The sequence below is a fragment of the Xenorhabdus kozodoii genome (assembly GCF_002632875.1).
GTDB classification, from domain to species: Bacteria; Pseudomonadota; Gammaproteobacteria; order Enterobacterales; family Enterobacteriaceae; genus Xenorhabdus; species Xenorhabdus kozodoii.
In genome coordinates this window covers 122,468-145,403 of the sequence record NZ_NJCX01000001.1, presented here as the reverse complement: position 1 = coordinate 145,403, position 22,936 = coordinate 122,468, and the positions used below count along the sequence as shown (strand labels likewise).

At 40.6% G+C, this 22,936-nt stretch carries 20 protein-coding genes and 2 tRNA genes; 8 read left to right on the top strand and 14 right to left on the bottom strand.

Annotation, left to right across the window (positions count from 1 at the left end; genetic code table 11):
* Positions 1–14: 14 nt before the first annotated feature.
* Genes Xkoz_RS00590 through Xkoz_RS00580 form a run of 3 tightly spaced genes read right to left on the bottom strand, consistent with a single transcriptional unit; the run spans position 15 to position 858 of the window.
* On the bottom strand, positions 15–200 hold the full coding sequence (locus Xkoz_RS00590; protein ID WP_099140270.1) for a hypothetical protein: 186 nt from the start codon (positions 198–200) through the stop codon (positions 15–17).
* Positions 197–655, bottom strand: a complete 459-nt coding sequence (locus tag Xkoz_RS25500) for a lysis protein (RefSeq protein ID WP_099140269.1) — start codon at positions 653–655, stop codon at positions 197–199. Before Xkoz_RS25500 ends, Xkoz_RS00590 begins: the two co-directional genes overlap by 4 nt.
* Entirely contained in the window at positions 652–858 is a 207-nt protein-coding gene (locus Xkoz_RS00580) for a hypothetical protein (RefSeq protein WP_208615186.1), read from the bottom strand. Before Xkoz_RS00580 ends, Xkoz_RS25500 begins: the two co-directional genes overlap by 4 nt.
* 100 nt (positions 859–958) lie before the next feature.
* On the opposite strand from Xkoz_RS00580, the gene Xkoz_RS00575 reads away from it, so the two are divergent.
* Positions 959–1,465: a DUF2569 domain-containing protein gene (locus Xkoz_RS00575; RefSeq protein ID WP_099140268.1), complete on the top strand. Its 507-nt coding sequence runs from the start codon at positions 959–961 to the stop codon at positions 1,463–1,465.
* 162 nt (positions 1,466–1,627) lie between these two features.
* Here the strand turns inward: Xkoz_RS00575 and Xkoz_RS00570 are convergent, their stop codons facing one another.
* Together Xkoz_RS00570 and Xkoz_RS00565 are read right to left on the bottom strand one after the other, a co-directional pair.
* Positions 1,628–1,855 (bottom strand): hypothetical protein, encoded by a 228-nt coding sequence (locus Xkoz_RS00570; RefSeq protein WP_244183353.1) that lies wholly within the window; start codon positions 1,853–1,855, stop codon positions 1,628–1,630.
* A 611-nt stretch (positions 1,856–2,466) separates the two neighbouring features.
* A complete protein-coding gene (locus tag Xkoz_RS00565) occupies positions 2,467–2,790 on the bottom strand; it encodes a structural protein (RefSeq protein WP_208615185.1) in 324 nt (107 codons plus the stop codon).
* Positions 2,791–3,675: 885 nt separating this feature from the next.
* Between Xkoz_RS00565 and Xkoz_RS00560 the strand changes: the two genes are divergently transcribed.
* Both Xkoz_RS00560 and Xkoz_RS00555 read left to right on the top strand, forming a co-directional pair.
* Positions 3,676–4,269 carry a lytic polysaccharide monooxygenase gene (locus tag Xkoz_RS00560; RefSeq protein ID WP_099140267.1) on the top strand — a complete coding sequence of 198 codons (594 nt, stop codon included), beginning with the start codon at positions 3,676–3,678 and terminating at the stop codon, positions 4,267–4,269.
* Positions 4,270–4,413: 144 nt separating this feature from the next.
* A complete protein-coding gene (locus tag Xkoz_RS00555) occupies positions 4,414–4,809 on the top strand; it encodes a VOC family protein (RefSeq protein ID WP_099140416.1) in 396 nt (131 codons plus the stop codon).
* Positions 4,810–4,907: 98 nt separating this feature from the next.
* Here Xkoz_RS00555 and Xkoz_RS00550 read toward each other — a convergent pair whose 3' ends face one another.
* Positions 4,908–5,342 carry a lysozyme gene (locus Xkoz_RS00550; RefSeq protein WP_099140266.1) on the bottom strand — a complete coding sequence of 145 codons (435 nt, stop codon included), beginning with the start codon at positions 5,340–5,342 and terminating at the stop codon, positions 4,908–4,910.
* 655 nt (positions 5,343–5,997) lie between these two features.
* Between Xkoz_RS00550 and Xkoz_RS00545 the strand changes: the two genes are divergently transcribed.
* Positions 5,998–6,348, top strand: a complete 351-nt coding sequence (locus tag Xkoz_RS00545; RefSeq protein WP_208615184.1) for a DUF6693 family protein — start codon at positions 5,998–6,000, stop codon at positions 6,346–6,348.
* A 95-nt stretch (positions 6,349–6,443) separates the two neighbouring features.
* Here the strand turns inward: Xkoz_RS00545 and Xkoz_RS00540 are convergent, their stop codons facing one another.
* The 6 genes from Xkoz_RS00540 to ubiG all read right to left on the bottom strand — a co-directional run bounded on the left by Xkoz_RS00540 (position 6,444) and on the right by ubiG (position 12,975).
* Positions 6,444–7,217 (bottom strand): N-acetylmuramoyl-L-alanine amidase, encoded by a 774-nt coding sequence (locus Xkoz_RS00540; protein ID WP_099140265.1) that lies wholly within the window; start codon positions 7,215–7,217, stop codon positions 6,444–6,446.
* Positions 7,218–7,454: 237 nt separating this feature from the next.
* The gene (locus Xkoz_RS00535; protein ID WP_099140264.1) at positions 7,455–7,928 is read right to left on the bottom strand and encodes an outer membrane beta-barrel protein; all 474 of its coding nucleotides are present in this window, start codon (positions 7,926–7,928) and stop codon (positions 7,455–7,457) included.
* 192 nt (positions 7,929–8,120) lie between these two features.
* Positions 8,121–8,387, bottom strand: a complete 267-nt coding sequence (gene yfaE / locus Xkoz_RS00530) for a class I ribonucleotide reductase maintenance protein YfaE (protein ID WP_099140263.1) — start codon at positions 8,385–8,387, stop codon at positions 8,121–8,123.
* A gap of 1 nt (position 8,388) precedes the next feature.
* Entirely contained in the window at positions 8,389–9,519 is a 1,131-nt protein-coding gene (nrdB, locus tag Xkoz_RS00525) for a class Ia ribonucleoside-diphosphate reductase subunit beta (RefSeq protein ID WP_099140262.1), read from the bottom strand.
* Positions 9,520–9,531: 12 nt separating this feature from the next.
* The gene (gene nrdA / locus Xkoz_RS00520; RefSeq protein WP_099140261.1) at positions 9,532–11,823 is read right to left on the bottom strand and encodes a class 1a ribonucleoside-diphosphate reductase subunit alpha; all 2,292 of its coding nucleotides are present in this window, start codon (positions 11,821–11,823) and stop codon (positions 9,532–9,534) included.
* Positions 11,824–12,240: 417 nt separating this feature from the next.
* The gene (gene ubiG / locus Xkoz_RS00515; protein ID WP_099140260.1) at positions 12,241–12,975 is read right to left on the bottom strand and encodes a bifunctional 2-polyprenyl-6-hydroxyphenol methylase/3-demethylubiquinol 3-O-methyltransferase UbiG; all 735 of its coding nucleotides are present in this window, start codon (positions 12,973–12,975) and stop codon (positions 12,241–12,243) included.
* Positions 12,976–13,184: 209 nt separating this feature from the next.
* On the opposite strand from ubiG, the gene gyrA reads away from it, so the two are divergent.
* On the top strand, positions 13,185–15,815 hold the full coding sequence (gene gyrA, locus Xkoz_RS00510) for a DNA topoisomerase (ATP-hydrolyzing) subunit A (RefSeq protein WP_099140259.1): 2,631 nt from the start codon (positions 13,185–13,187) through the stop codon (positions 15,813–15,815).
* A 179-nt stretch (positions 15,816–15,994) separates the two neighbouring features.
* A complete protein-coding gene (rcsC, locus tag Xkoz_RS00505; protein ID WP_099140258.1) occupies positions 15,995–18,832 on the top strand; it encodes a two-component system sensor histidine kinase RcsC in 2,838 nt (945 codons plus the stop codon).
* A gap of 78 nt (positions 18,833–18,910) precedes the next feature.
* On the opposite strand, the gene rcsB is transcribed toward rcsC, so the two are convergent.
* Together rcsB and rcsD are read right to left on the bottom strand one after the other, a co-directional pair.
* Complete coding sequence (gene rcsB / locus Xkoz_RS00500) at positions 18,911–19,561, bottom strand: response regulator transcription factor RcsB (RefSeq protein ID WP_099140257.1); 651 nt, start codon at positions 19,559–19,561, stop codon at positions 18,911–18,913.
* Between the two features lies 1 nt (position 19,562).
* Positions 19,563–22,295, bottom strand: a complete 2,733-nt coding sequence (gene rcsD, locus Xkoz_RS00495) for a phosphotransferase RcsD (protein ID WP_099140256.1) — start codon at positions 22,293–22,295, stop codon at positions 19,563–19,565.
* Between the two features lie 212 nt (positions 22,296–22,507).
* Between rcsD and Xkoz_RS00490 the strand changes: the two genes are divergently transcribed.
* Both Xkoz_RS00490 and Xkoz_RS00485 read left to right on the top strand, forming a co-directional pair.
* Positions 22,508–22,595, top strand: a tRNA-Ser gene (locus Xkoz_RS00490).
* Between the two features lie 6 nt (positions 22,596–22,601).
* Positions 22,602–22,677: transfer RNA gene (locus Xkoz_RS00485), tRNA-Thr, on the top strand.
* The last annotated feature ends 259 nt before the right edge of the window (positions 22,678–22,936 follow it).

Here is a 22,936-nt window from a genome sequence, read left to right as displayed (position 1 = left end):
CGACCACCCCAGTATCATTTGCTCTGCGGTGGCAGTGTGTTATTTACCCGCATAATTTCTGCTCTTTCTTGTATTTCATCCATCACTTTCTTTAACTGCAAGGCTAGGCAGTACATATTGAATATTGCCTGTGAGAATGATGATAGATTGGCTTGTATTCGATATTCAATGGCTGTTATAGGCATTTGACTGTCAATCATTTCTCTGTTCCTCTGCATTCAGTATTAACGTAATCCTGCAAATATCTCAGTTTTGCCCGGTCGTTGATGATACCTTCTCGGATATCGAGAACAGTTGATCCAGTTTCTCCAGAGAGTTCGACGGTGGTTCCATCGTCCACGCTGCCGGAGGCAACGGTTTCAAACACGGGACAGCTGGCTTGGATGCGCAACTTGCGACGACCAGCGGCAACATCAGCCCGAAGAGTGTCAATTTCAGTTTTGGCATTGGCGAGTTCCTGAGTGTGTTGGGTGTCCAGTTCGTGGAGTTGCTGGATCCGCGCTTGCTGGGTAGTGATGATGACATTTTGTTTCGCAAAATCATCAACCAGCTCTTTATATTTCCTGCCTAGCTCCTGATAACCGTTTGCTACTGTCCATAGTGCAGCCAGTAGGAACCCTGCGATGACGATAAATGCATTCAATTTCCAGCTCATAGCAGCGCAAACGCTTTTTCAAACGTTGCCTCAGAATAAGGCTGCTGATTGCTGTTCTCCATCCGAATAATCCCCTCAGCCAACGCAAACAGGATTTTTTTATCCTGGGTAGATATCCGCTCATCCGCAGAGGCACCGACGCGTTTTAAGGCATCAAAGAGAACCTTTTGTTCATCAGTGAACGGGATTTTCTTTTGTGCCATGTTTGATTCCCTATAAGCCTAATTAGTTATTGCCATCATTTTAAATCGCATTAAAATTCGTCAACTTATGTAAACATAAAAGGTCGATTCATATGGATAAGTGGATTGCACCCAATGTGGTGAAAAAGAAATATCTCAAGACGCAAAGGTTTGCACTGCATGTGGAGAAAAATCATTTAAGGAAATTGGAGGATGGCTGTATCTTCCTGCTATCAGTCTGATATTTATGCTCATTTCGAGTATATATGAAATTATCACAGGTATTCAATTAACATATACAACGTATGTCGGTCTCGCTGAAGGTTGGCGACCCTTGTATACATTTGTATTTATAATCGCAATTATCTTAGATATATCATTACTTATATTAATTATTTTCACTATTAGTTTCTTTTTTAAAAAATCAAAGAAAGCGCCGCGTTTCTATATCTCTGTACTTATATTCAACATTGTTATCCAAGGTGCAACGATACTATATTCGATTGGTCTCGATGTGAAACCTGACATGGAAGATATTACATATCTTGTCCGTGCTATTTTTCACTCTGCTATATGGATACCTTATTTCTTAGTATCAGTGAGAGTTAAAAGAACCTTTGTGAACTAATCATTCCGGCTCCTTTCTCCTGCAATTCTCTGCAACCATCTAAAATGTATTAGTGGTTGCAACCCTGATTATTCAAAGTCTCACTGACACTGCGCCCAATCTATCCCACCCCCCTGAGTAAATGATACTGGGGTGGCAAGGTGTTCTTTTTAGATAGGCTATCTAATGAGCGTTCACCTTACCGCCACCAACAAGACCAAGGGCCATTTGACTAATATCGCCAATTAACTTTTCAGCGCGGTTCAGAATAACCAAATCATCTTGCCTTTTTCTCAATCGACGCCCGGCATCGGAGGAATCTTCATCAGAGGCTTTTCTTGCTACCGCTAACATATGTTGCAGTTGTTGAATTGTGAATCCGAAACCAGATTCAGCTTCCAACTCTGTCATGTGGTCGAATAGGTACGCGGTAGGAACGGGGTGATGGCATGGGTATCCCTTTAGCCACTCAGGGAATGGGTAAAGAAATATCTTGTTTAGTTTCAGATGGTAACTAACTGTTAAGTATTATTCGCTTGTTGTTGGGTGAAAATAGGTTTATTAGATTTACCAGTTTTTGTGATAATAACGTTGTAAAATATGTGGAGAATGATTATGAAAAGATATCTTCTTCTTTGCCTAGTAGCAGGCACGACTCTTTTAGCTTCGATGCAGACTTATGCTACTATCTGCTTACCTTTTGTTCTATCACCCATAGCATATGCAGATTGTATAGCTGCCTGTCTTGTGATAAATCCGGATAGAACGACTAGATACTGTTTATAATAACAATCAAGCAGGAGACAGGATGACTCCTGCAACCCCAGTCTCATTGGCTCTGGGGTGGGAGTGGGTTCTTTTCTGCTAAATTTTTAGGCTACTTTTGGCGAGAGAGTAAGTAGGTCATAATCCCTTTCATTACGGGGATGAAATGCCAACAAGCTTCTGATAACCGTTTGCTACTGTCCATAGTGCAGCCAGTAGTAACCCAGCAATGACGATAAATGCATTCAGTTTCCAGCTCATAGCAGCGCAAACGCTTTTTCAAACGTTGCCTCAGAATACGGTTGCGGATTGCTGTTCTCCATCTTGGTAATCCCCTCAGCCAACGCAAACAGGATTTTTTTATCCTGAGTAGATATCCGCTCATCCGCAGAGACGCCGACTTGTTTAGCCACGAACTGAATGTAGCTTTCGGTGTTATTTTCATTGGACGGCGCATAGCGATTGATGATTTGTCTAATCGTATGCCGTTGGTGCTTGCGCGGGTAGTTCCTCAACAATTTGAACAGGGCACGAATACCATACTCTGATTGCAAGAAAAATGCCGTGGAAATCTCGTCCATGAGTGGCTGATTCCAATATGATTTGGGAAAATCTACTAATTTCTGCATCTACATTTATATCATGCCTGTTATATAAACGTACATGCTGACCCGATGGTTCATGCTGCATATCTACGCGATATTGCACATCTATGATAATAAGTATTCTTCTCATTTCATATACAGTGTAATCAATAAAAAATCCTAAAGGCTGATTGTTACCTTGATATGTCAATCGCGCAAACTGTGGGTTGCCATAATGATTCATCACATTGTGATACGTTGGAATGGCTCTTGACATCCCTGATATTGATTTCGATCCCCTTAACATCCAGCACCTCACATTGTCGTATGTGTCGTATGTTCTAAAATGACAGGTTGGAATAATTCACTAATTGCGAACTGTATTACTTGTAGGCCATCACTACACGAACCCAGCAAATAATCCCTTCCTGCAAGTTAGTGTGCCCTTTGTTCAGTCAATGTAATAATTATTACACTTGGCCCTTTGTTTAAGGTTAGTTTATTGCATCTTCTCCCTTTTAGGTCTACCTTATTTACGTGTACTCAAAATCCTACTTGTTTGGTACACCCTCATTTGCTTCTTATTTCGCTCTTCCCCTCCCTGGCCTCAGGGAGGGATTTTTGTGATTAAAAATTTCCAGGATAAGGTATTTCCTGCTATTTTTAATCACATCAAAGTCAATAACCATTGTATCCATCAATAATATCTTTCTGGTATACCCCTATCATAAATTAAGTATTTATAATTATCTCATTTTGTATAAATATTTCTATGCACTTTCATTACACAAGAAAATAAAACTCCATAAATTCATTAATACAATAATAAAAAATAAATTCACTTATTTTACAGTCAAGTAAGGAAAGAATAGGAAATTTATTATGAATATTAAAAAGTCATTACTTTTAGTGGGATTGACAGCCTTTGGTGCGATCCCATTCTCTGGTATTGCTGAACCCGATTCTAATCATGGATATGTAGATACACCGCCAAGTAGGGCACTTTTATGTCAAAAAGGCATAAATAAAAACTGCGGGCCTGTTATGTATGAGCCGCAATCGGTTGAAGGTCCTAAAGGTTTCCCACAAGGAGGGCCACCCGATGGACAAATTGCGAGTGCCGGTATTGCCCAATTCAAACAACTCAATGAGCAAAGTACAGATCGCTGGCATCATGTCACTGTCAATAAAGGAATTAATAAATTTAAGTGGACAATAACAGCCCGGCATAGTACCACTTCATGGCAATTCTTTATTACTAAACCTGACTGGGATCCAAACAAGCCTCTAACACGCGCTCAACTTGATTTGAACCCCTTCTGTGAACTTTTTGATCATGGAAAAAGGCCAAGCCAAACGGTCTCTCTGGACTGTGATATTCCTGACCGTTCAGGGTATCACGTTATTCTTGGTGTGTGGACAATAGCTGATACCAGCAATGCTTTCTATCAAGTTATTGACGTTGATATTAAATAATATTTTTAACTAAATTATATTCTATTTATTAATATTATCTGGGTACAAAAAGTGTTGGTCAATTGCCAGCACTTTTCCCTAAGTAAAGTTAAATTCTTTTAGATAAGATATATTCTCCTAATATAACCCTATACATAGATGAATATGAAAAAATCAACGATTCTTAGAATTGCCAGACCAACAGATAATCTTATTAAAATTGCAGAAATGTATTGTCATGGCTTAAATTTCGTCATATTAGGGGAATTCAAAGATCACGATGGTTTTGATGGGATTATGTTAGGGCATCCCAACCATCCATGGCACCTTGAATTTACTCATCATCACAATACACATGTTGGCAAAGCCCCCACAAAAGATAATTTATTCGTGTTTTATATAGAAGATAAACTTGAATGGCAAAAGCAAATACAATCAATGCAAGATGCCGGGTTTATCCTCGTTTCTTCTTACAATCCCTATTGGGATAAGAGTGGAAAAACGTTTGAAGATATTGATGGTTATCGTGTTGTATTACAACATGGTGTATCAACGATTTAGTCATTTATTAAATTAGGCTATTAGTGGTAATCTGATTAAAATTTTATTCTTCATTTCTAATAGCCTAAAAAGCAAGAAAAATATTTTCTTTAATCATGTTATGTTAAGAATGTTTCTTTCTCAGACTGCCTTCGCATACGCAGAGCCGCTAATTCTCTCCCATCGGCACGATCCCATTTCAAAAATTCCCTTGCCGCACCTTGATAATCACCTGCATTTAATTTTTTCAACAAAGTTGAATGGGTAAAATTACCGATCCCTACATTGAAAATAAACGAGCATAAGGCATCAAATTGTCCTTGTGTTAGAGGCACTTTAACTAACCGCTGAATGGCGCCATAAATAGGGTTAAGATCTTGATGCAAAAATTCCTCAGCCTGCTGTGCAGTAATCACTTGCCCTGGCTTTACTCCCCTTGTATGGCCATATCCAATTGTCCACGGTGCTGCTCCAGTGGCAGGATCTGGATAGGCTTGCAACCTCAGCCCTTCATAACTTTTGAGTTTATTTATACCACTTTCACTAATTTCCATTCATTTTCTCCACTGCCCGATTAAACACCAAAGTTAGTTCTTGCCTAAAAAACAACCCGCACATCAAGTATAGATGAATAAACAATCAGATAAGCGACAGTTGTAACTGGATGATGGCGGTACAACAAAAAGACAAATTAAAAATTAATAGTTAAATTTCAATTAATTACAAATATTGCAAATTTTTTTTAATTTTTAAAAAATTATTTAATAAATATCTTGACTAATTTTGTTTTGAGCATAAAATCTTGCCCAGAATTTAGATTTTCGTGAAGTAAATCACAATTTATAACCCTCAAAGGAAATCATCATGAAATCTGTAAAATCTTTCCTCTCAAATGTACACTGCGTTGTTATCCGGTTATCAGCCACTCGCTTTATGTAAGAGCTGCCACTGCATTATTAAAGAGAAGCCAGCTCAAAAAGAGCTGGCTTTTTTAGCGTGACAAGTATTTTCTTCCTTATTACACTACTTACACACTACTCGTTGAACTATTATTCCGAAAAATTTGTCTTATATACCTAATCTGTTTCATAGAATTTCTATACCAGTCACCTTTCAAGATGCGTCTTATTGGCTTGCAAACTGCAACTTGAAGTTGGATTGGTATATACTGAAACCTTGTCGTATTTATTTAAATATCAGGAGAACATGATGAGCTCAATGGACTTTCGTAGTCTGAAATTAAAATCAGAATTAGGGGTACTTGAAATTATTGTACATCTTGTTATCTGGCTCCTGATTACTTTATTTACATTAGGGCTAGGTGCTTTTGTGTTTCCCTACTATATGACGCGTTTTATCATTAGCAAAACAAATGTCATGGATCGAGACAACGGAAAAATTATTGGCCGATTACAGTGCGAAATCAATTTCGCCCAAATAATTGGATATGTTGTTATGTGGGCGATCCTCTCTTTTATTACCTTTGGTCTTTTATATTTTGTCTATCTGTATAAAATTATAGCGCATTGTATTAATCATACTCGTGTGATTACGCCATAAGCCCCCAAATAGCACAGGCATAATTTTCCTATATCAAGTTGCAGCCCAGTTAGTGAGCTGCAACTTGGCATTTATAAAATAGAATGCATCAGAAATTAAGATTCATTCTCAAAGTATTTTTCAACCAAGGCATATAAAATGGCTACGGTTTCTATATCGGGCACGCCATCATAATATGACTGACGGAAGTGCATTTGGAATGCTTTGATTAAAGATTGAAAATTTTCTTCTTTTTCTGCCCCAGTAACGTCATAACCATAACGTTTGAGCTTTTCTAAAATCTCGGCGGTATCAGGTAGGCAATACCCAAATTGTTCAATATATTTTTGCTTAGTTTCTTCATCATACCACGCCCCAATTCCCGCATCATATAATTCCTCCCACGGGAAAGATGGGCCTGGATCTGTTTTTCTTTGCCATGCGATATCTGAATGACCTACAACATGAGTCGGTTTAATATCTGGGTAACGTTGTAAGATATTGATAGCTAGCTCTTTAATCGCTGCAACTTGATCAGGGTGATAAGGGGGAAAAGTGAAAACGCCGTGATCATCACTGGCTTCATTCACAATCTCAATGCCAATGGATGTATCATTCAACCCTTCCCGTCCATCCCAATAACTGATTCCAGCATGCCAGGCCCTTTCAAGTTCATCAACTAAATTGAATATGCGAACCTTTTCAAACCCAGCAGCCCGGTAAGTCGGATCATCTGGGTTTGGAACCAGATAATGAGCACTAACAAACTCTCCGGTCAATGCTTGAATCGATTTCTCAAAGTTCAAAGCAGTATAGTGCATAACTAAAAAGCGGGAACGTCTGTTAAAACTTTTGGTTGAACGATATGAATTATAATCAATTTTATACATCATTGTTCTCCTTGCTTATCGATTTGCTTCACCATTATTTTCTGCTGTATGACAGCCGCAAGCATCAAATTACCTTAGAAAAATAGGTTTCTATATCTCAGTTATAATAAATCAACAAACATATTTGAACACACCCTATACCCATAAAGTAAAAAAAAGACACTTATCGGGTAAGTGTCTTAATTAATCTGGGTTTTATTTTTCACAAAAACTTTAGCTTACTGATTGATTTTATGCTTAAAAATGATAACTAATCCCAAAATTAAAGTTATTGACATGATAGTTTTCATTTTCAGGTTTAAGTTGAATCTCTTCATAACCAATATAAAAAGTAACGTCTTCAAAAGGATTAAGTAAGGCTCCGGTTCCCCATGCTAAGGCTGTATTTTTACCAGGATAAGTATACGTATCAAAGTAAGTACCCCTACTACTTTCACGATCCCATTCCAAACGGGCAATACCAACGGTGCCATACAAACTAAGATAGTGGTTGATTCGATAGCTTGTTCCTGCCAGCAATGGCGCCATAATACTCCAATCAGGCCTAACCTCGTAACGGCGATCAAAATTCATCCTATTGAGTTTCCCCTCACCAAAATGACCCGTTTGATTATAAAAATCACCCACTGACGCCGCTTGCCCTTCCGCAATGCAGACTAATGTAGCCAACAACATAAAAGGAACAAACATGGCAATAAAGGCTTTGTTCATTTACGACCTCTATAGGGTGGGGATAGTCCATTTAACTATAGTTCACAATGAGTTATTTTTGGAACATCATGCAAGGGATGGAAAAAACGGCAGGTGATGTGGGCATATCGTCGTACTGATCGATATGTCCACCACGCTCAAGAATAATTTGCAGATTGCAAATCGGAAGACTTATCTTAGGGGCAAGCTAATTTATGGTTCAATTTCAATATCTGTCAGTGGATAACAGCTACAAGGCAAAATTTCCCCTTCATTAACAAACGCCAATGGCTTACAAGAATATCCTACCTTCCCTTTCACAAGGCGAACACGACAAGAACCGCAATACCCCTGCCGACATTGGTATTCAATCTGGACCTTACCGTGTTCCAAGGCTTCCAGTAAATTACCGTGGAAACCTGAAGAATAATGGATACATAACCCCTGCCGCGAAGGCAGGGTGACTTTGTAATCAGCCATATCAGAGTTCGAAACCGCTGAGATCCTCAGTATTGACTTCCGAATCAATCTGACCAACCAGATAAGAGCTGACTTCAACTTCCTGTGGAGCCACTTGAACATTATCGGAAACCAGCCACGAATTGATCCATGGGATCGGATTAGAGCGAGCTTCAAATGGTAATTTCAAGCCAACCGCCTGCATACGAATATTGGTGATATATTCGACATATTGGCACAAAATATCTTTGTTCAGGCCGATCATGGAGCCATCTTTAAACAAGTAATCAGCCCACTCTTTTTCCTGCTCTGCCGCCTGTACAAACAGGTCGTAGCACTCTTGTTCACACTCTTTGGCAATTTCCGCCATTTCAGGATCATCCTGACCGGAGCGCAACAGATTCAACATGTGCTGCGTTCCCGTTAAATGCAGTGCTTCATCACGGGCAATGAGTTTGATGATTTTAGCGTTGCCTTCCATCAACTCACGTTCAGCAAACGCAAATGAACAGGCAAAACTGACATAGAAGCGGATAGCTTCCAGCGCGTTAACGCTCATCAGGCACAAGTAAAGCTGCTTTTTCAATGCACGCAGACTGATGGTGACCATTTTGCCTGCAACATTGTGCGTTCCTTCACCCAACAGATGATAGTAATTGGTCATCTCGATCAAATCATCGTAATACGCGGAAATGTCTTTGGCGCGCATTAAAATTTGTTCGTTTTCCACAATATCATCAAACACGATGGAAGGATCGTTGACAATATTACGGATAATGTGTGTGTAAGAACGCGAGTGGATCGTTTCTGAAAACGACCACGTTTCAATCCATGTTTCCAATTCTGGAATGGAAATCAACGGCAGAAAAGCCACATTCGGGCTACGACCCTGAATGGAATCCAACAGCGTCTGGTATTTCAGGTTGCTGATGAAAATATGCTTTTCATGATCCGGTAACGCGTTATAGTCAATGCGATCACGGGAAACATCCACTTCTTCTGGACGCCAGAAGAAAGAGAGTTGTTTTTCAATCAACTTCTCAAAAATAGGATATTTTTGCTGATCAAAACGCGCCACGTTAACAGACTGACCGAAAAACATCGGTTCCTGTAGCTGATCATTTTTTACTTGTGAAAAAGTGGTATAGGACATAGTTTCCTCAAATTAAATCTTACACGCGCCGCCTTCACAATCGGAATCCGTTGACTCAACAACTTCTTCCAGATCACCCTGAACGTCTTCTGCCCCATCACGGGTGTTGTGGTAATACAATGTTTTCACGCCATATTTGTAAGCGAGCAGTAAATCCTTCAGCAATTGGTTCATCGGAACCTTGCCATTAGGGAAACGTGCCGGATCGTAGTTAGTATTGGCAGAAATCGACTGATCGATGAATTTCTGCATGATCCCGACCAACTGTAAGTAGCCATCGTTGCTCGGCATTTGCCACAGCAGCTCGTAAGCGCCCTTGAGAAGCTCGTAATCGGGTACAACCTGACGCAAGATACCGTCTTTGGATGCTTTTACACTGATATAGCCACGCGGTGGTTCAATGCCATTGGTCGCATTAGAGATCTGTGAAGAGGTCTCTGATGGCATCAATGCTGACAATGTCGAGTTACGCAGGCCATATTGTTGAATGTCATGGCGCAAGGCTTCCCAATCCATGTGCAAAGGTTCGCTGGTCAGGCTATCCAGTGTCTTTTTGTAAGTATCAATTGGCAAAATACCTTGTGCATAAGTCGTTTCACCAAACCATGGACAAGCCCCTTTCTCTTTTGCCAATTCATTTGAGGCTCTCAGCAGGTAATACTGGATGGCTTCAAATGTCTTGTGAGTCAAGTTGTTAGCGCTGCCATCAGAATAACGCACGCCGTGTTTCGCCAGATAATAAGCAAAATTAATTACGCCAATACCCAGCGTTCGACGTCCCATTGAGCCTTGTTTTGCGGCAATAATCGGGTAATCTTGATAATCCAGTAAGGAATCCAGTGCACGAACTGCCAACTCCGACAACGCTTCCAATTCGGACAGATTTTCAATAGCGCCTAGGTTGAAAGCAGACAGCGTGCACAGTGCAATTTCACCATTTTCATCGTTAATATTGCCCAATGGCTTAGTGGGTAGCGCAATTTCCAGACACAGGTTCGATTGACGCACCGGTGCAATAGCCGGATCGAATGGGCTATGCGTATTGCAATGGTCAACGTTTTGAATATAAATACGGCCTGTTGAAGCACGTTCTTGCATCATTAAAGAGAATAATTCAACCGCTTTGATGCTGTTCTTACGGATATTGCTGTCATTTTCATACTGGGTGTACAGGCGCTCAAATTCTTCCTGATCCGCAAAGAATGCATCGTACAATCCCGGAACATCGGACGGACTGAACAGAGAAATGTCTTCCCCTTTGATCAGACGCTCATACATCAATTTGTTAATTTGTACACCGTAGTCCATGTGACGAACCCGGTTACCTTCAACACCACGGTTGTTTTTCAGTACCAGCAGACTTTCAACTTCCAAATGCCACAGCGGATAGAACAACGTTGCTGCACCGCCACGGACGCCACCTTGGGAACAAGATTTCACCGCAGTCTGGAAATGTTTATAGAATGGGATACAGCCCGTGTGGAACGCTTCACCACCACGGATTGGGCTACCCAATGCACGGATGCGGCCTGCGTTTATGCCAATACCGGCACGCTGAGAAACATATTTAACGATCGCGCTGGATGTCGCATTGATAGAATCCAGGCTGTCACCACACTCAATCAGAACACAGGAGCTGAATTGACGGGTTGGTGTACGAACCCCCGCCATAATTGGCGTTGGCAGAGAAATTTTAAAAGTAGAAACCGCATCATAAAAACGACGGACATAGCCTAAACGCGTTTCTTTTGGATAAGTGGAAAACAGGCACGCAGCAACCAGCAGGTAGAGGAACTGGGCACTTTCATAAATTTCGCCAGTCACACGGTTTTGTACTAAATACTTTCCTTCCAACTGCTTGACAGCTGCATAAGAAAAATTCATATCACGCAAATGATCAATAAAACTGTCCATTTGCTCGAATTCTTCTTTGGTATAGTCTTCCAGCAAGTGTTTATCATATTTACCCAAGTTGACCATTTTTACGACATGGTCATACAGCGCAGGTGGCTCAAACTGACCATAGGCTTTTTTACGCAGGTGGAAAATCGCCAGACGTGCCGCCAGATACTGATAATCAGGCGCATCACCGGAGATCAGGTCAGCCGCAGCCTTGATCATGGTTTCATGGATATCGGAGGTTTTGATACCATCGTAAAATTGAATCTGGGAACGCAGTTCTACTTGTGACACTGAGACATTTTTCAGACCTTCAGCAGCCCAGGCAACAACCCGGTGAATTTTATCAAGATCAATTTGTTCTTTGTGTCCATCACGTTTGGTAACTAGCAGACTCTGGTTCATGGGAAAATACACCTTCTCTTTTTCGTATCCCGCCTATCTTGTTTTACTTGGCCTCTTGACAGCACGATGCGCCCAAGATGACTGAAAGCCAGTTGGGGGCTGAGTGACAATTCACGCCTGTTTCGTTACTGCTCATTGCAACTGACTACTTCACAAGTTGCTACTACAAGATGACAAGAAACACAACATATAGGGGGTAATTAAAACGGTAATAACAAGATAATGTTATTTTCGTGTTTTATCAAGTGTACAAGATCGAGAAGTTTTGTGGATAACTTGAGGATTAATTTTGGCAAAAAGCCGATAACCTGCGTAGTTACTTGATGTTACTTTCATAAGGCTATCGGCGAAACAGGGAAAATAAAATATTAAAAATAATATCTAATTGCCGTTTTATTAATCCCTTAACTGCCGCGATCAGACAGATCGCGTGTGCAGCATATAATTCACATCGACATTATGTCCAAGTCGAAATTTGTCTGTTAACGGATTGTAATGTAGGCCAATAATATGTTGCTCTTTCAGAGTCGTCCTATCTATCCAACTCATCAGTTCTGAAGGACGAATAAACTTTTTCGCATCATGCGTTCCTTTTGGCACCATGTTCAAGATATATTCAGCACCAACAACCGCCATCAACCAGGCTTTCCGGTTTCGGTTAATCGTTGAAAAGAAAACATGACCACCCGGTTTTACTAACTTGGCACAGGCATGGATCACAGACTCTGGATCGGGCACATGCTCAAGCATTTCCAGGCAAGTCACAACATCATAAGCATGCTGATGTTGCTCTGCATGGCTTTCTACCGTCTCCTGAACATAAGAAACGGCAACGCCGGATTCCAACGCATGCAAACGGGCAACTTGCAGGGGTTCAAACCCCATATCCAACCCTGTCACTTCTGCACCTTCACGCGCCATACTTTCTGACAAAATGCCGCCGCCACATCCAACATCCAACACTTTTTTGCCAAAAAGGCCGTCCGCATGTTGCAAAATGTAGTTCAAGCGCAGCGGGTTAATGCGATGTAATGGCTTGAATTCGCCGTCAAGATCCCACCAACGGGAAGCAACGGCTTCAAATTTTTCAATTTCCTGCTGATCTACATTGGCATGGAATTGAATGTGTGAATCGGGGGTTTTGACGTTCATCAGCAATATCGCTCCTAGGAACTGCTTCACAGAAAACTGGGGCACAGCAACCTGCTTCACAGAAAATGTAACAGTATTATGGGGATGTGTGATAGCAAACTATTATACATGCCTTAATCCTGAAATACCCGCACCAGATTTTTATAAAACTGCCATCTTGTGGTATAATTGTAAGCCTTTGAATTCGGAGTATGAGGGACAGTGGCTCCATGAGCGACATTGCCAGAGAAATCACACCGGTCAATATCGAAGAAGAGCTGAAAAGCTCGTATCTGGATTATGCGATGTCCGTTATTGTTGGACGCGCACTGCCAGATGTTCGGGACGGACTGAAGCCAGTACACCGCCGCGTACTTTTCGCGATGAATGTATTGGGAAATGATTGGAATAAACCTTATAAGAAATCTGCCCGCGTTGTTGGGGATGTTATCGGTAAATACCATCCCCATGGTGACAGCGCTGTTTATGACACGATTGTTCGTCTGGCACAACCATTCTCCATGCGCTATATGCTGGTTGACGGTCAGGGGAACTTTGGGTCAGTAGATGGCGATTCTGCGGCAGCGATGCGTTATACCGAAGTGCGCATGGCAAAAATTGCCCATGAATTGCTGGCGGATCTGGAAAAAGAAACTGTCAACTTTGTGCCTAACTATGATGGCACAGAGCAAATCCCTGAGGTCATGCCAACCCGTATTCCCAATTTACTGGTGAATGGTTCATCAGGAATTGCGGTCGGTATGGCAACCAACATTCCACCTCATAACTTATCTGAGGTGATCGACGGTTGTCTGGCTTATATTGATGATGAAAACATCAGCATTGAAGGCCTGATGGAATATATCCCTGGCCCGGACTTCCCGACGGCGGCTATCATCAACGGGCGCCGAGGCATTCAGGAAGCCTACCGTACAGGCCGCGGTAAAATTTATATCCGCGCCCGTGCAAAAATTGAAACTGATGAGAAAAATGGCCGCGAAACCATTATCGTCAATGAGATTCCTTATCAGGTCAATAAAGCTCGCCTGATCGAAAAAATAGCTGAGCTGGTAAAAGATAAGCGTATTGAAGGGATAAGTGCACTACGTGACGAATCCGATAAAGATGGAATGCGCATTGTTATCGAAGTGAAACGCGATGCCGTTGGTGAAGTGGTTCTGAATAACCTGTATTCACTGACTCAATTGCAGGTTTCATTTGGCATCAACATGGTTGCCCTGCATCAGGGACAGCCGAAATTACTCAACCTGAAAGATATTCTTTCTGCGTTTGTTTGCCACCGCCGTGAAGTCGTTACACGCCGGACGGTTTTTGAACTGCGTAAGGCTCGTGAACGCGCCCATATCCTTGAAGCGTTGGCTATTGCGCTGGTGAATATCGATCCTGTTATCGAATTGATCCGTCACGCTTCCACACCTGCTGAAGCGAAAGCCAGCTTAGTTTCCCAGGCATGGGAATTGGGCAATGTTGCCTCTATGCTAGAACAAGCAGGTGACGACGCAGCCCGTCCTGAATGGCTGGAACCACAATACGGTATCCATGGCGGCAAATATTACCTGACCGAACAGCAAGCACAGGCTATTTTGGATCTGCGTCTGCAAAAACTGACGGGTCTTGAGCATGAAAAACTGCTTGATGAGTATCGTGATCTGCTGAAAGCTATTGCTGAACTCCTGTTCATTTTGGAAAACCCAGAACGCTTGATGGAAGTCATTCGTGAAGAGCTACTGGTTATCAAAGAGCAGTATAATGATGCCCGCCGGACTGAGCTAACTGAAAATTCAGCCGATATCAACATTGAGGATCTGATTAATCAGGAAAATGTTGTCGTCACGCTGTCCCATCAGGGGTATGTCAAATATCAACCACTGTCCGATTACGAAGCACAGCGTCGTGGCGGCAAGGGCAAATCAGCCGCACGAACCAAAGAAGAGGACTTCATTGAGCGTTTGCTGGTAGCCAATACCCACGATACCATTCTCTGCTTCTCCAATAAGGGCAAGCTGTACTGGATGAAGGTATATCAATTGCCGGAAGCGAGCCGTGGTGCCCGTGGCCGCCCAATCGTCAACCTTCTGCCATTGGATCAGAACGAACGTATTACCGCCATTTTGCCAGTGCGTGAATATGAAGATGGACTGAACATCTTCATGGCAACAGCAAGTGGTATTGTCAAGAAAACCAAACTCAGCGAATTCAGCCGTCCACGCAGTGCCGGCATCATTGCCGTGAACCTGAATGAAGGGGATGAGTTAATCGGTGTTGACCTGACAGATGGCAGTAATGAAGTCATGCTGTTCTCCACAAAAGGCAAAGTTGTCCGTTTCCTCGAAGAAGAGGAAGAGACACTGGAAGATGGCACTGTTCGCGTAAAAGGTGTACGTGCAATGGGACGTACCGCAACTGGGGTTCGCGGTATCAAACTCAGTGAAGGCGATAAAGTGGTTTCCCTGATCATTCCGCGTGGACAAGGAGAAATCCTGACTGTCACTGAAAATGGTTATGGTAAACGTACCGCCGAAAGCGAATACCCAACGAAGTCCCGTGCCACCCAAGGGGTCATTTCCATCAAAGTCAGCGAACGTAACGGCAATGTGGTTGGTGCAATTCAAGTAGAGCCGACTGATCAGATCATGATGATTACTAATGGAGGAACATTAGTACGAACTCGCGTTTCTGAGGTCAGTGTTGTTGGCCGCAATACGCAGGGTGTGACCCTGATCCGCACAACCGAAAATGAAAAAGTCGTTGGCTTGCAGCGTGTCGCTGAACCCGATGACGACGATGATGATGAAAATGACAATTTAGCGGCACCTTCTGATGAAGGGCATAGCGAATAATCCGCTTGATCGCACTGTATCAATAATCATCAAAAAAGCAGGCCGTTAAGTGCCTGCTTTTTTTTGTTCAATTTTTTGACGAAGAATGAGCAAGATGTAAATGCTGCTTTGTATTCCCTGCTACACTAGTATATGCTGTAAACAGTTATTATTAATCATGTATTTCATCAGGCGATCTCTTGAGATATCTATCTTCTTTTCGGACGTCATTAAAGATATCACGTTATCTTTTTCGGGTGCTTGGGTTTATGCTATGGGCGCTTGGCGCTTTATTAACCAGTTTTTATTTGACAAACCTTTTTAATGCTCTCAAATCAGATATTCGCCAAGAATATAATGCCAACTACGATATCGCCTTTTCCCATATACGACATATCGCCAATATCCTAAGAGATATTCAATTTATGGCGGAAAAGCATTTATCACAGGATAATGATAAAAATCAAACAATCGTACCGCATAATAACGACATTCTCTGGTACATTCCTTTGAATGAGAATTCCGATTGTGAACTCTTACGTAAGACTGCACATAATAATTTATATTCATTAGATCAACTGATCGCATTTTGGCGAGATAATCTTGCCGCTATACGCAGCGTAAATCAGGCTTTTTTCATTGGGGTAAAAAGCAAATGTATGGTGAACTTTTTTCCTCATCACAACATCATAGAGCCTAATGCGCTAAAAAAAATGATCTACGAAAACACTCGCAGGTTGATCAACATGGGGGAGCAAAACAATGAACGGACGCTCTTTTGGATACAACCTAATCCAAAAGCGGACGGCGGTAATCTTTATGTTTTTACGCCTATTTATATTAATGGGCAAATGGCAGGGATCATCGGTATCGAAAAAACTATCAGACTAGAGTCTTTTTTGCAAAGAAGGGATCGGCCTGTTACAGTCATGATGCTAAATGAATCTAGCCAACCCGAATTGCAATTTTCGATAAAAACTCATTACAAACCCCTCGTTATAAACCCCAACTCACAACCCATGTATTTTGGTTACGATGAAAATTTTACCGGCCTGGTATTAATGCGGAATTTATCGCCCTCTTCATTACGCATTGTCTATTCGTTACCGCTAAAACATATTTACGATGAGCTGAAAATCAGTGTAATGAATGGCGTTATTCTGAATATTATTTCTGCGATTGCAATTATCTTTTTTGTTTGGTTGTTTGAACGCAAAATGTTTTCTCCCGCCGAGGAGAACGCAATTCGTCTTGAAGAACATGAGCAGTTTAACCATAAAATTGTCGCCTCTGCGCCGGTGGGAATAAGTATTTTAAGGATCAGTGATGGCATTAACATCTTGAGTAATGAGTTAGCACATAATTACACTCGAATGTTGACGTATGAAGATCAAAAACGCATTGTCGATATTATTTGCGACAAAACCAGCAGCTATATTGATGTCGTCACCAGCAACAATAACCATCTGCAAATTAGCTTCGTACACTCACGTTATCGCAACGAAGAAGTTGCAATCTGTGTCCTGATAGATGTCAGTACCCGTGTAAAAATGGAAAAATCATTACAGGAGATGGCTTCGGCGGCAGAACAAGCTAATCAGGCAAAATCGATGTTTCTTGCCACCGTCAGCCATGAATTAAGAACCCCCCTATATGGCATTATTGGTAATCTTGAGCTGATACAATCCCATATATTGCCACCAGAATCTGCCCGGTTGCTGGCAACCATGAACAATTCATCATCACTGTTGCTGAAAATCATCAGTGATATTCTCGACTTCTCGAAGATAGAATCCAAGCAATTGAAAATTGACCCCAAGGCGTTCAGTTGCAAAGAGATACTATCGCATGTGATTTCAAACTACCTTCCTTTGGTTACCAAAAAAGGCTTGGGCTTATACTGCTATATTGAGCCAGATGTTCCCGATATCATCCGTAACGATCCCGTAAGGTTACAACAAATTCTCTCCAACTTGCTGAACAATGCAATCAAATTCACCGCATCTGGCTGCGTTGTCATTGAGGTTAGCGCAAGGCACAGTTATCTGTATATCAGCATTAAAGATACCGGTTTTGGGATCGAGGATAAATTGCAATTTCAATTATTTGAACCTTTCTTCCAGATCAACGCCAATAAAGAAAGCGCTTCACAAGGTACAGGATTGGGGTTGGCTATTTGTGAAAAACTTCTCAATTTAATGGATGGTGATATTGAATTCGTCTCACAAAAATATGTTGGCAGTATTTTCTCTATCCGTCTCCCTTTGTATGGTGCGAAATACCATGCCAAACCATTATCCAACCAACGGAAGCAAAAGAGGGTTTTGTTAAATATTTACAATGGCTTTCTGGAAAAATATTTACAAAATTTCCTCGCACAGAATCATTTCCTGGTCGTTCTTTATGACGAAAGCAAGATAGATGGCACAGAAATATTAATTAGCGATCAAGCTAATAAGCCCGATATTTCTGTATGTTACTTTATAGAAATATCAGAAAAACATATTGGCCCGCCAGAACAAATTCGGGATAATTATTGGTTATATAACACTTATGAATTGAGTGATTTGGACAATATGCTGGATAATCTTCTGGCAGAACATATTTTATTACCCGCCGTTCCAGTATCAACAACTGCAATTGCCAGTAAACTTATACACGCGGATATTCGCCTAAATTCCGTTAAAATATTGGTTGTTGATGATCACCCTATTAACCAGAATTTGCTGGTTGAACAATTAAACTCAATAGGATTCAATACATCAATGGTGAATGATGGTATTGAAGCCATTGAATATCTGAAAAATAACCCAACGGATATTATTCTTACGGATGTTAACATGCCAAATATGGATGGATATGAACTTACCCAATACTTGAGGGATAAAGGTTATATCAAACCCATTATTGGCATTACTGCCAATGCATTGGCCGAAGAAAAACAACGTTGTGCTAAGGTGGGAATGAATGACTGCCTATCAAAACCTGTATCACTGGCGATATTAAAAGAAACATTAGTCAAATACAGTGATTTTTAAACCAATATATTAGGTTATTGAATGATGGAAAATCGGTAGCTGTGGTTACCGATTCTCCATTAAAAAATAACACATTGGTTATTTACCAAAATCTTTGTCGATAGTGACAGAAGATAAATAGTTAAGCAATGCGATATCGTTATCGACTCCCAGTTTTATCATGGCTGATTTTTTCTGGCTACTAATCGTCTTGATACTGCGATTGAGTTTTTTGGCAATATCAGTAACAAGAAAGCCTTCAGCAAATAAACGCAGGACCTCACTCTCTTTAGGAGATAATCGCTTATCCCCATAGCCATTCGCATTGACTTTCTCAAGTAACTTAGAAACACTTTCAGGCGTAAATTGCTTTCCCTTTTGCAACGCAGCAAGTGCCTTAGGTAAATCTGTTGGCGCTCCTTGCTTTAACACAATCCCCTCAATATCAAGCTCCAGTATAGCGCTTAAAATAGCTGGATTATTGTTCATTGTAAGAACAATGACTGCCAATGTTGGGTAATGGCGTTTAATATATTTTATCAGAGTGATGCCATCACCATATTTATCCCCAGGCATTGACAAATCAGTTATGAGAACATCGGCTTCTATATGTGGCAAACTATTAATGAGCGTCGTTGAATTTTCAAATTCACCCACTACATTAACCCACTCAATTTGTTCAAGTGACTTGCGGATGCCAAACAAAACGATGGGATGGTCATCAGCAATAATGACATTAAGGTTATTCATATTATTGGTTACCTTGCTGCAACAGCTTTGTGACAAAGGAATCAATGAGGCTGATGCTATTTTTGATTTCTACTTCATTATTGTCTGCTATGTGTTTTTCCAACGCCTCACATGATGACCTAAGAAATTTTAAATCTAACATAGCAAACGCACCCTTAAGGCGGTGTACCGTTTGCGAAAGTGATATCAAATCCTGTCGTTCTATATCAGTATACAGTTTAGTAATATCCATAGGGACTGTCTCTATAAACAATTTCCTGTAGTCACTGTCTGCTAACTGAGTTTGATAACTTTTGAGAATATGGCTATCAATATCCTCAAATACCTCAACATCTTTAACGAGATCACACGCTGGTTTAGAGATGACAGAATTTTCTCCGGACTCATCTAAACTGAGATTTTCTTCGACCAGAAACGATATTGCATTGATAATATCATCAACAAGATTGTAATTGCACTGAACCAATCCTGGTGCCAATTGCTTAAATCCTGCTGAGCTACCTACTAATAATATAGTTGGTTTTTTCTGTTTGTACTGATTTTCTTCCTTGAGCAACTTATCCGTAAGTATAATATCGTATTCTTCCGTAATATCCTCTTTTCTTTTATCAAAATACGCTGCACCATAATGATTGAGATAAGTATGGATGATTTTGCTGATCTCCGGGTTATTGAGATCGATTAAAACGGTGATCCCTTCCAAAAGCGGGGGAGTTTCACTATTTTCATCGTGCTGCGACAGAGGCAGATTGATAACATAATGTGTTCCCAGCCCTAACTTACTTTTAATATCAAGGCTCCCTCCCATTCTTTTACACAACTGATTACACAAATAAAAAGTCATGCCCGAATGGGTAGAGTACTTGTCTTCTACTGATGGGTTCAAGAAAGGATAATTTAAGCTACCCAAATCTCTCTCACTCAAACCCGCACCACTATCCACCAACTCTATCTGGATATGATTGCCATATTTAGCTGAACCGTTAACAACTAATGATATTTTACCGTAGCTGGTCATCGTTATTGCATAATTGAATAACAATGTAACGATTTTACTTACTGCTTCACCATCCCCCATGAATAAAGATTCACGAGGAATATTAAAATGATAATAAACTCTCAAACCCTTGACATTCAATATCGGCAAACAGGATTTCAGAATATCTTCCAATCGTGAAGATAGGGAAAATATTTCATTTTCCGGCTGCCAATCCCCCATCTCCAATGCATTAAGCAACGAAACATTTTCAACCCATTCAGTAATATATTTCGATGTAGTTAATAATTTATCCAATAAATTTTGTTGATTTTCATCCTGAGACAATTGCTTCAATTGGTTAGCGAAATCATTAACATCTTTAATAGGGTTTTTTATTTCATTGTTAATATTTGAAAGCATAGACCGCCTAATCTGAATACTTTTATCATATTCCTGATGTGCAAATTGTAATCGCTTATTTGCCATCACTTCCTGGTCTTTGTTTTGCAATAAAAACAGGTAAGTTTCAGGCAACAGGCTATTGTTATACATTTTTATTTCATAAATCGCCTCATCAATGGAGGTCTGAATGACACCATGATGCTGCTGTGCCATGCCCCTCACCTTATTCAAATCCAGGTGTGGTAACAACTGCTCTGCAATTTTATTGCTTGTCATTATCTGGTTTGATTCAAAATCATAGACCACGACTCCAATAGGAATATTGGAGACAATATCACTGTTTAAGCCATTTTTAATTTTCAGTTCATGATCCATGGAAGCATTCGGTGCAATATATCGCCTGCGGATATAAAATAACCCACTCAGAGAAAACAGAAAGAATAGCAATATTGAAAGCAAAAGCCAGATATTCCTGAACAACAAATCTACAATCAGTGTTTTTAACGGAACTTGATAAATCAATTTATACGGCATGATATTAAGAGGCTGAGAAAATTCTAGCCAAAAGCCGTTCAATGAAACTTCAACTTTATCGGAAGCCTCAGGTTCATGTAAGTTGAACGCATCTAAACGAAAATTTTCTGGCGACATATCAACCGATAAAAGGTTATTAATGGGTAAATCAAAAGCAATAATGGTGGTTAATTGCCCTGTTGCATTAAATGCAGCTTTATAGGTATAGAAATAAATATCTTCATCACGTAAGACATTAATGGAGGAAATGCTCTCTTTTTCCTCCAATGCGGAGGATTGTTCCAGCATTTCAGTACGTCTGGTTTCAGGCGTCAGGGTCAGATAACTCTCTTTGAACCTGATCTCTGGTTTTAGGGTTGGATAAGTCGTTACCAATAATAAATTATTATCCTGTCCATTGAGATAGTACATAGACAAGTATTCATTATGGGCACCCCAGAGAATATCCAGATAACCCGATAGGTGTCGGGCAAGTTGAATACTCGAAGCGTTATATTGACCAAAGATAATGGCATCAACGGACTGATAATGATTTTCTAGCCAATAAACATCGGGACGCAATTTAAGCAATGATGCATTCTCCTGAGAGGAGACTGGCAGATTATTTGACTGCTCAAAGATATGACTTGCATGATAGCGGTAATCTTTAATCTGCAATCTCATCTTAGCTGTTACACTACTGATAGCATATTTTTTCTCCATCAACCAAATATCAAAATAGTTATACCCGAATAAAAAGAGAGACGTAAAAAGCAAAGTCACAAATAACGCGTAAAAACGAGGAATAGCAGATGGCTTGATAGGTGGTTGTTTATACATTCTCTGGATAGTTGCCTTTGGTATGAATATATGTTGGTCAATGCGACATCAACCCGTCGATAAATAAGCCTATGTACTGCGCTTAATATTAGCAGGTTAGCGAATGAAAAGGCCATTGCAGATCGAAGATTGAGCAAACAGTAAAAAAAACGCGATTTTTTTTCTTCAAGGGCTAGACACATCAAAGCGATATAGGCATAATCTCGCGCCATGGAAGGATGGCCGAGCGGTCGAAGGCAGCGGTCTTGAAAACCGCCGATGGGAAACCATCCTAGAGTTCGAATCTCTATCCTTCCGCCAGATTTCGCCGGCTTAGCTCAGTTGGTAGAGCAACTGACTTGTAATCAGTAGGTCACCAGTTCGACTCCGGTAGCCGGCACCATACAAAAACCCGTTATTTCCCGTAACCAATCGGTGAAATAGCGGGTTTTTACTTTACATACCCCCAAAATTTTCCCGCCTATATTTCCTTTTCACCTTATCAATTTGCTACTTTATTGGTCTGATTATTTCACCTCTCATCTCCAAACCACACAATTTTTTACATACACATAAATTATGTTATTCAACAAAGAAGTTTTTGATTGTTTTTTAACTTAATATGCTTCTACTTTCTTTTGTTTACAAAAATTATACATTTT

What these genes read in the sequence shown, in the direction of transcription:
- Xkoz_RS00565 (WP_208615185.1), bottom strand. Translation starts at nt 2,790, where the DNA reads ATGGACGAGATTTCCACGGCATTTTTCTTGCAATCAGAGTATGGTATT.
- Xkoz_RS00550 (WP_099140266.1), bottom strand. Translation starts at nt 5,342, where the DNA reads ATGGAAATTAGTGAAAGTGGTATAAATAAACTCAAAAGTTATGAAGGG.
- nrdB (WP_099140262.1), bottom strand. Translation starts at nt 9,519, where the DNA reads ATGTCCTATACCACTTTTTCACAAGTAAAAAATGATCAGCTACAGGAA.
- Xkoz_RS00580 (WP_208615186.1), bottom strand. Translation starts at nt 858, where the DNA reads ATGGCACAAAAGAAAATCCCGTTCACTGATGAACAAAAGGTTCTCTTT.
- yfaE (WP_099140263.1), bottom strand. Translation starts at nt 8,387, where the DNA reads ATGGCTGATTACAAAGTCACCCTGCCTTCGCGGCAGGGGTTATGTATC.
- Xkoz_RS00555 (WP_099140416.1), top strand. Translation starts at nt 4,414, where the DNA reads ATGAAAAAATCAACGATTCTTAGAATTGCCAGACCAACAGATAATCTT.
- Xkoz_RS00570 (WP_244183353.1), bottom strand. Translation starts at nt 1,855, where the DNA reads ATGACAGAGTTGGAAGCTGAATCTGGTTTCGGATTCACAATTCAACAA.
- Xkoz_RS00560 (WP_099140267.1), top strand. Translation starts at nt 3,676, where the DNA reads ATGAATATTAAAAAGTCATTACTTTTAGTGGGATTGACAGCCTTTGGT.
- Xkoz_RS00590 (WP_099140270.1), bottom strand. Translation starts at nt 200, where the DNA reads ATGATTGACAGTCAAATGCCTATAACAGCCATTGAATATCGAATACAA.
- Xkoz_RS00545 (WP_208615184.1), top strand. Translation starts at nt 5,998, where the DNA reads ATGAGCTCAATGGACTTTCGTAGTCTGAAATTAAAATCAGAATTAGGG.
- Xkoz_RS25500 (WP_099140269.1), bottom strand. Translation starts at nt 655, where the DNA reads ATGAGCTGGAAATTGAATGCATTTATCGTCATCGCAGGGTTCCTACTG.
- Xkoz_RS00540 (WP_099140265.1), bottom strand. Translation starts at nt 7,217, where the DNA reads ATGTATAAAATTGATTATAATTCATATCGTTCAACCAAAAGTTTTAAC.
- gyrA (WP_099140259.1), top strand. Translation starts at nt 13,185, where the DNA reads ATGAGCGACATTGCCAGAGAAATCACACCGGTCAATATCGAAGAAGAG.
- nrdA (WP_099140261.1), bottom strand. Translation starts at nt 11,823, where the DNA reads ATGAACCAGAGTCTGCTAGTTACCAAACGTGATGGACACAAAGAACAA.
- Xkoz_RS00535 (WP_099140264.1), bottom strand. Translation starts at nt 7,928, where the DNA reads ATGAACAAAGCCTTTATTGCCATGTTTGTTCCTTTTATGTTGTTGGCT.
- ubiG (WP_099140260.1), bottom strand. Translation starts at nt 12,975, where the DNA reads ATGAACGTCAAAACCCCCGATTCACACATTCAATTCCATGCCAATGTA.
- rcsD (WP_099140256.1), bottom strand. Translation starts at nt 22,295, where the DNA reads ATGTATAAACAACCACCTATCAAGCCATCTGCTATTCCTCGTTTTTAC.
- rcsB (WP_099140257.1), bottom strand. Translation starts at nt 19,561, where the DNA reads ATGAATAACCTTAATGTCATTATTGCTGATGACCATCCCATCGTTTTG.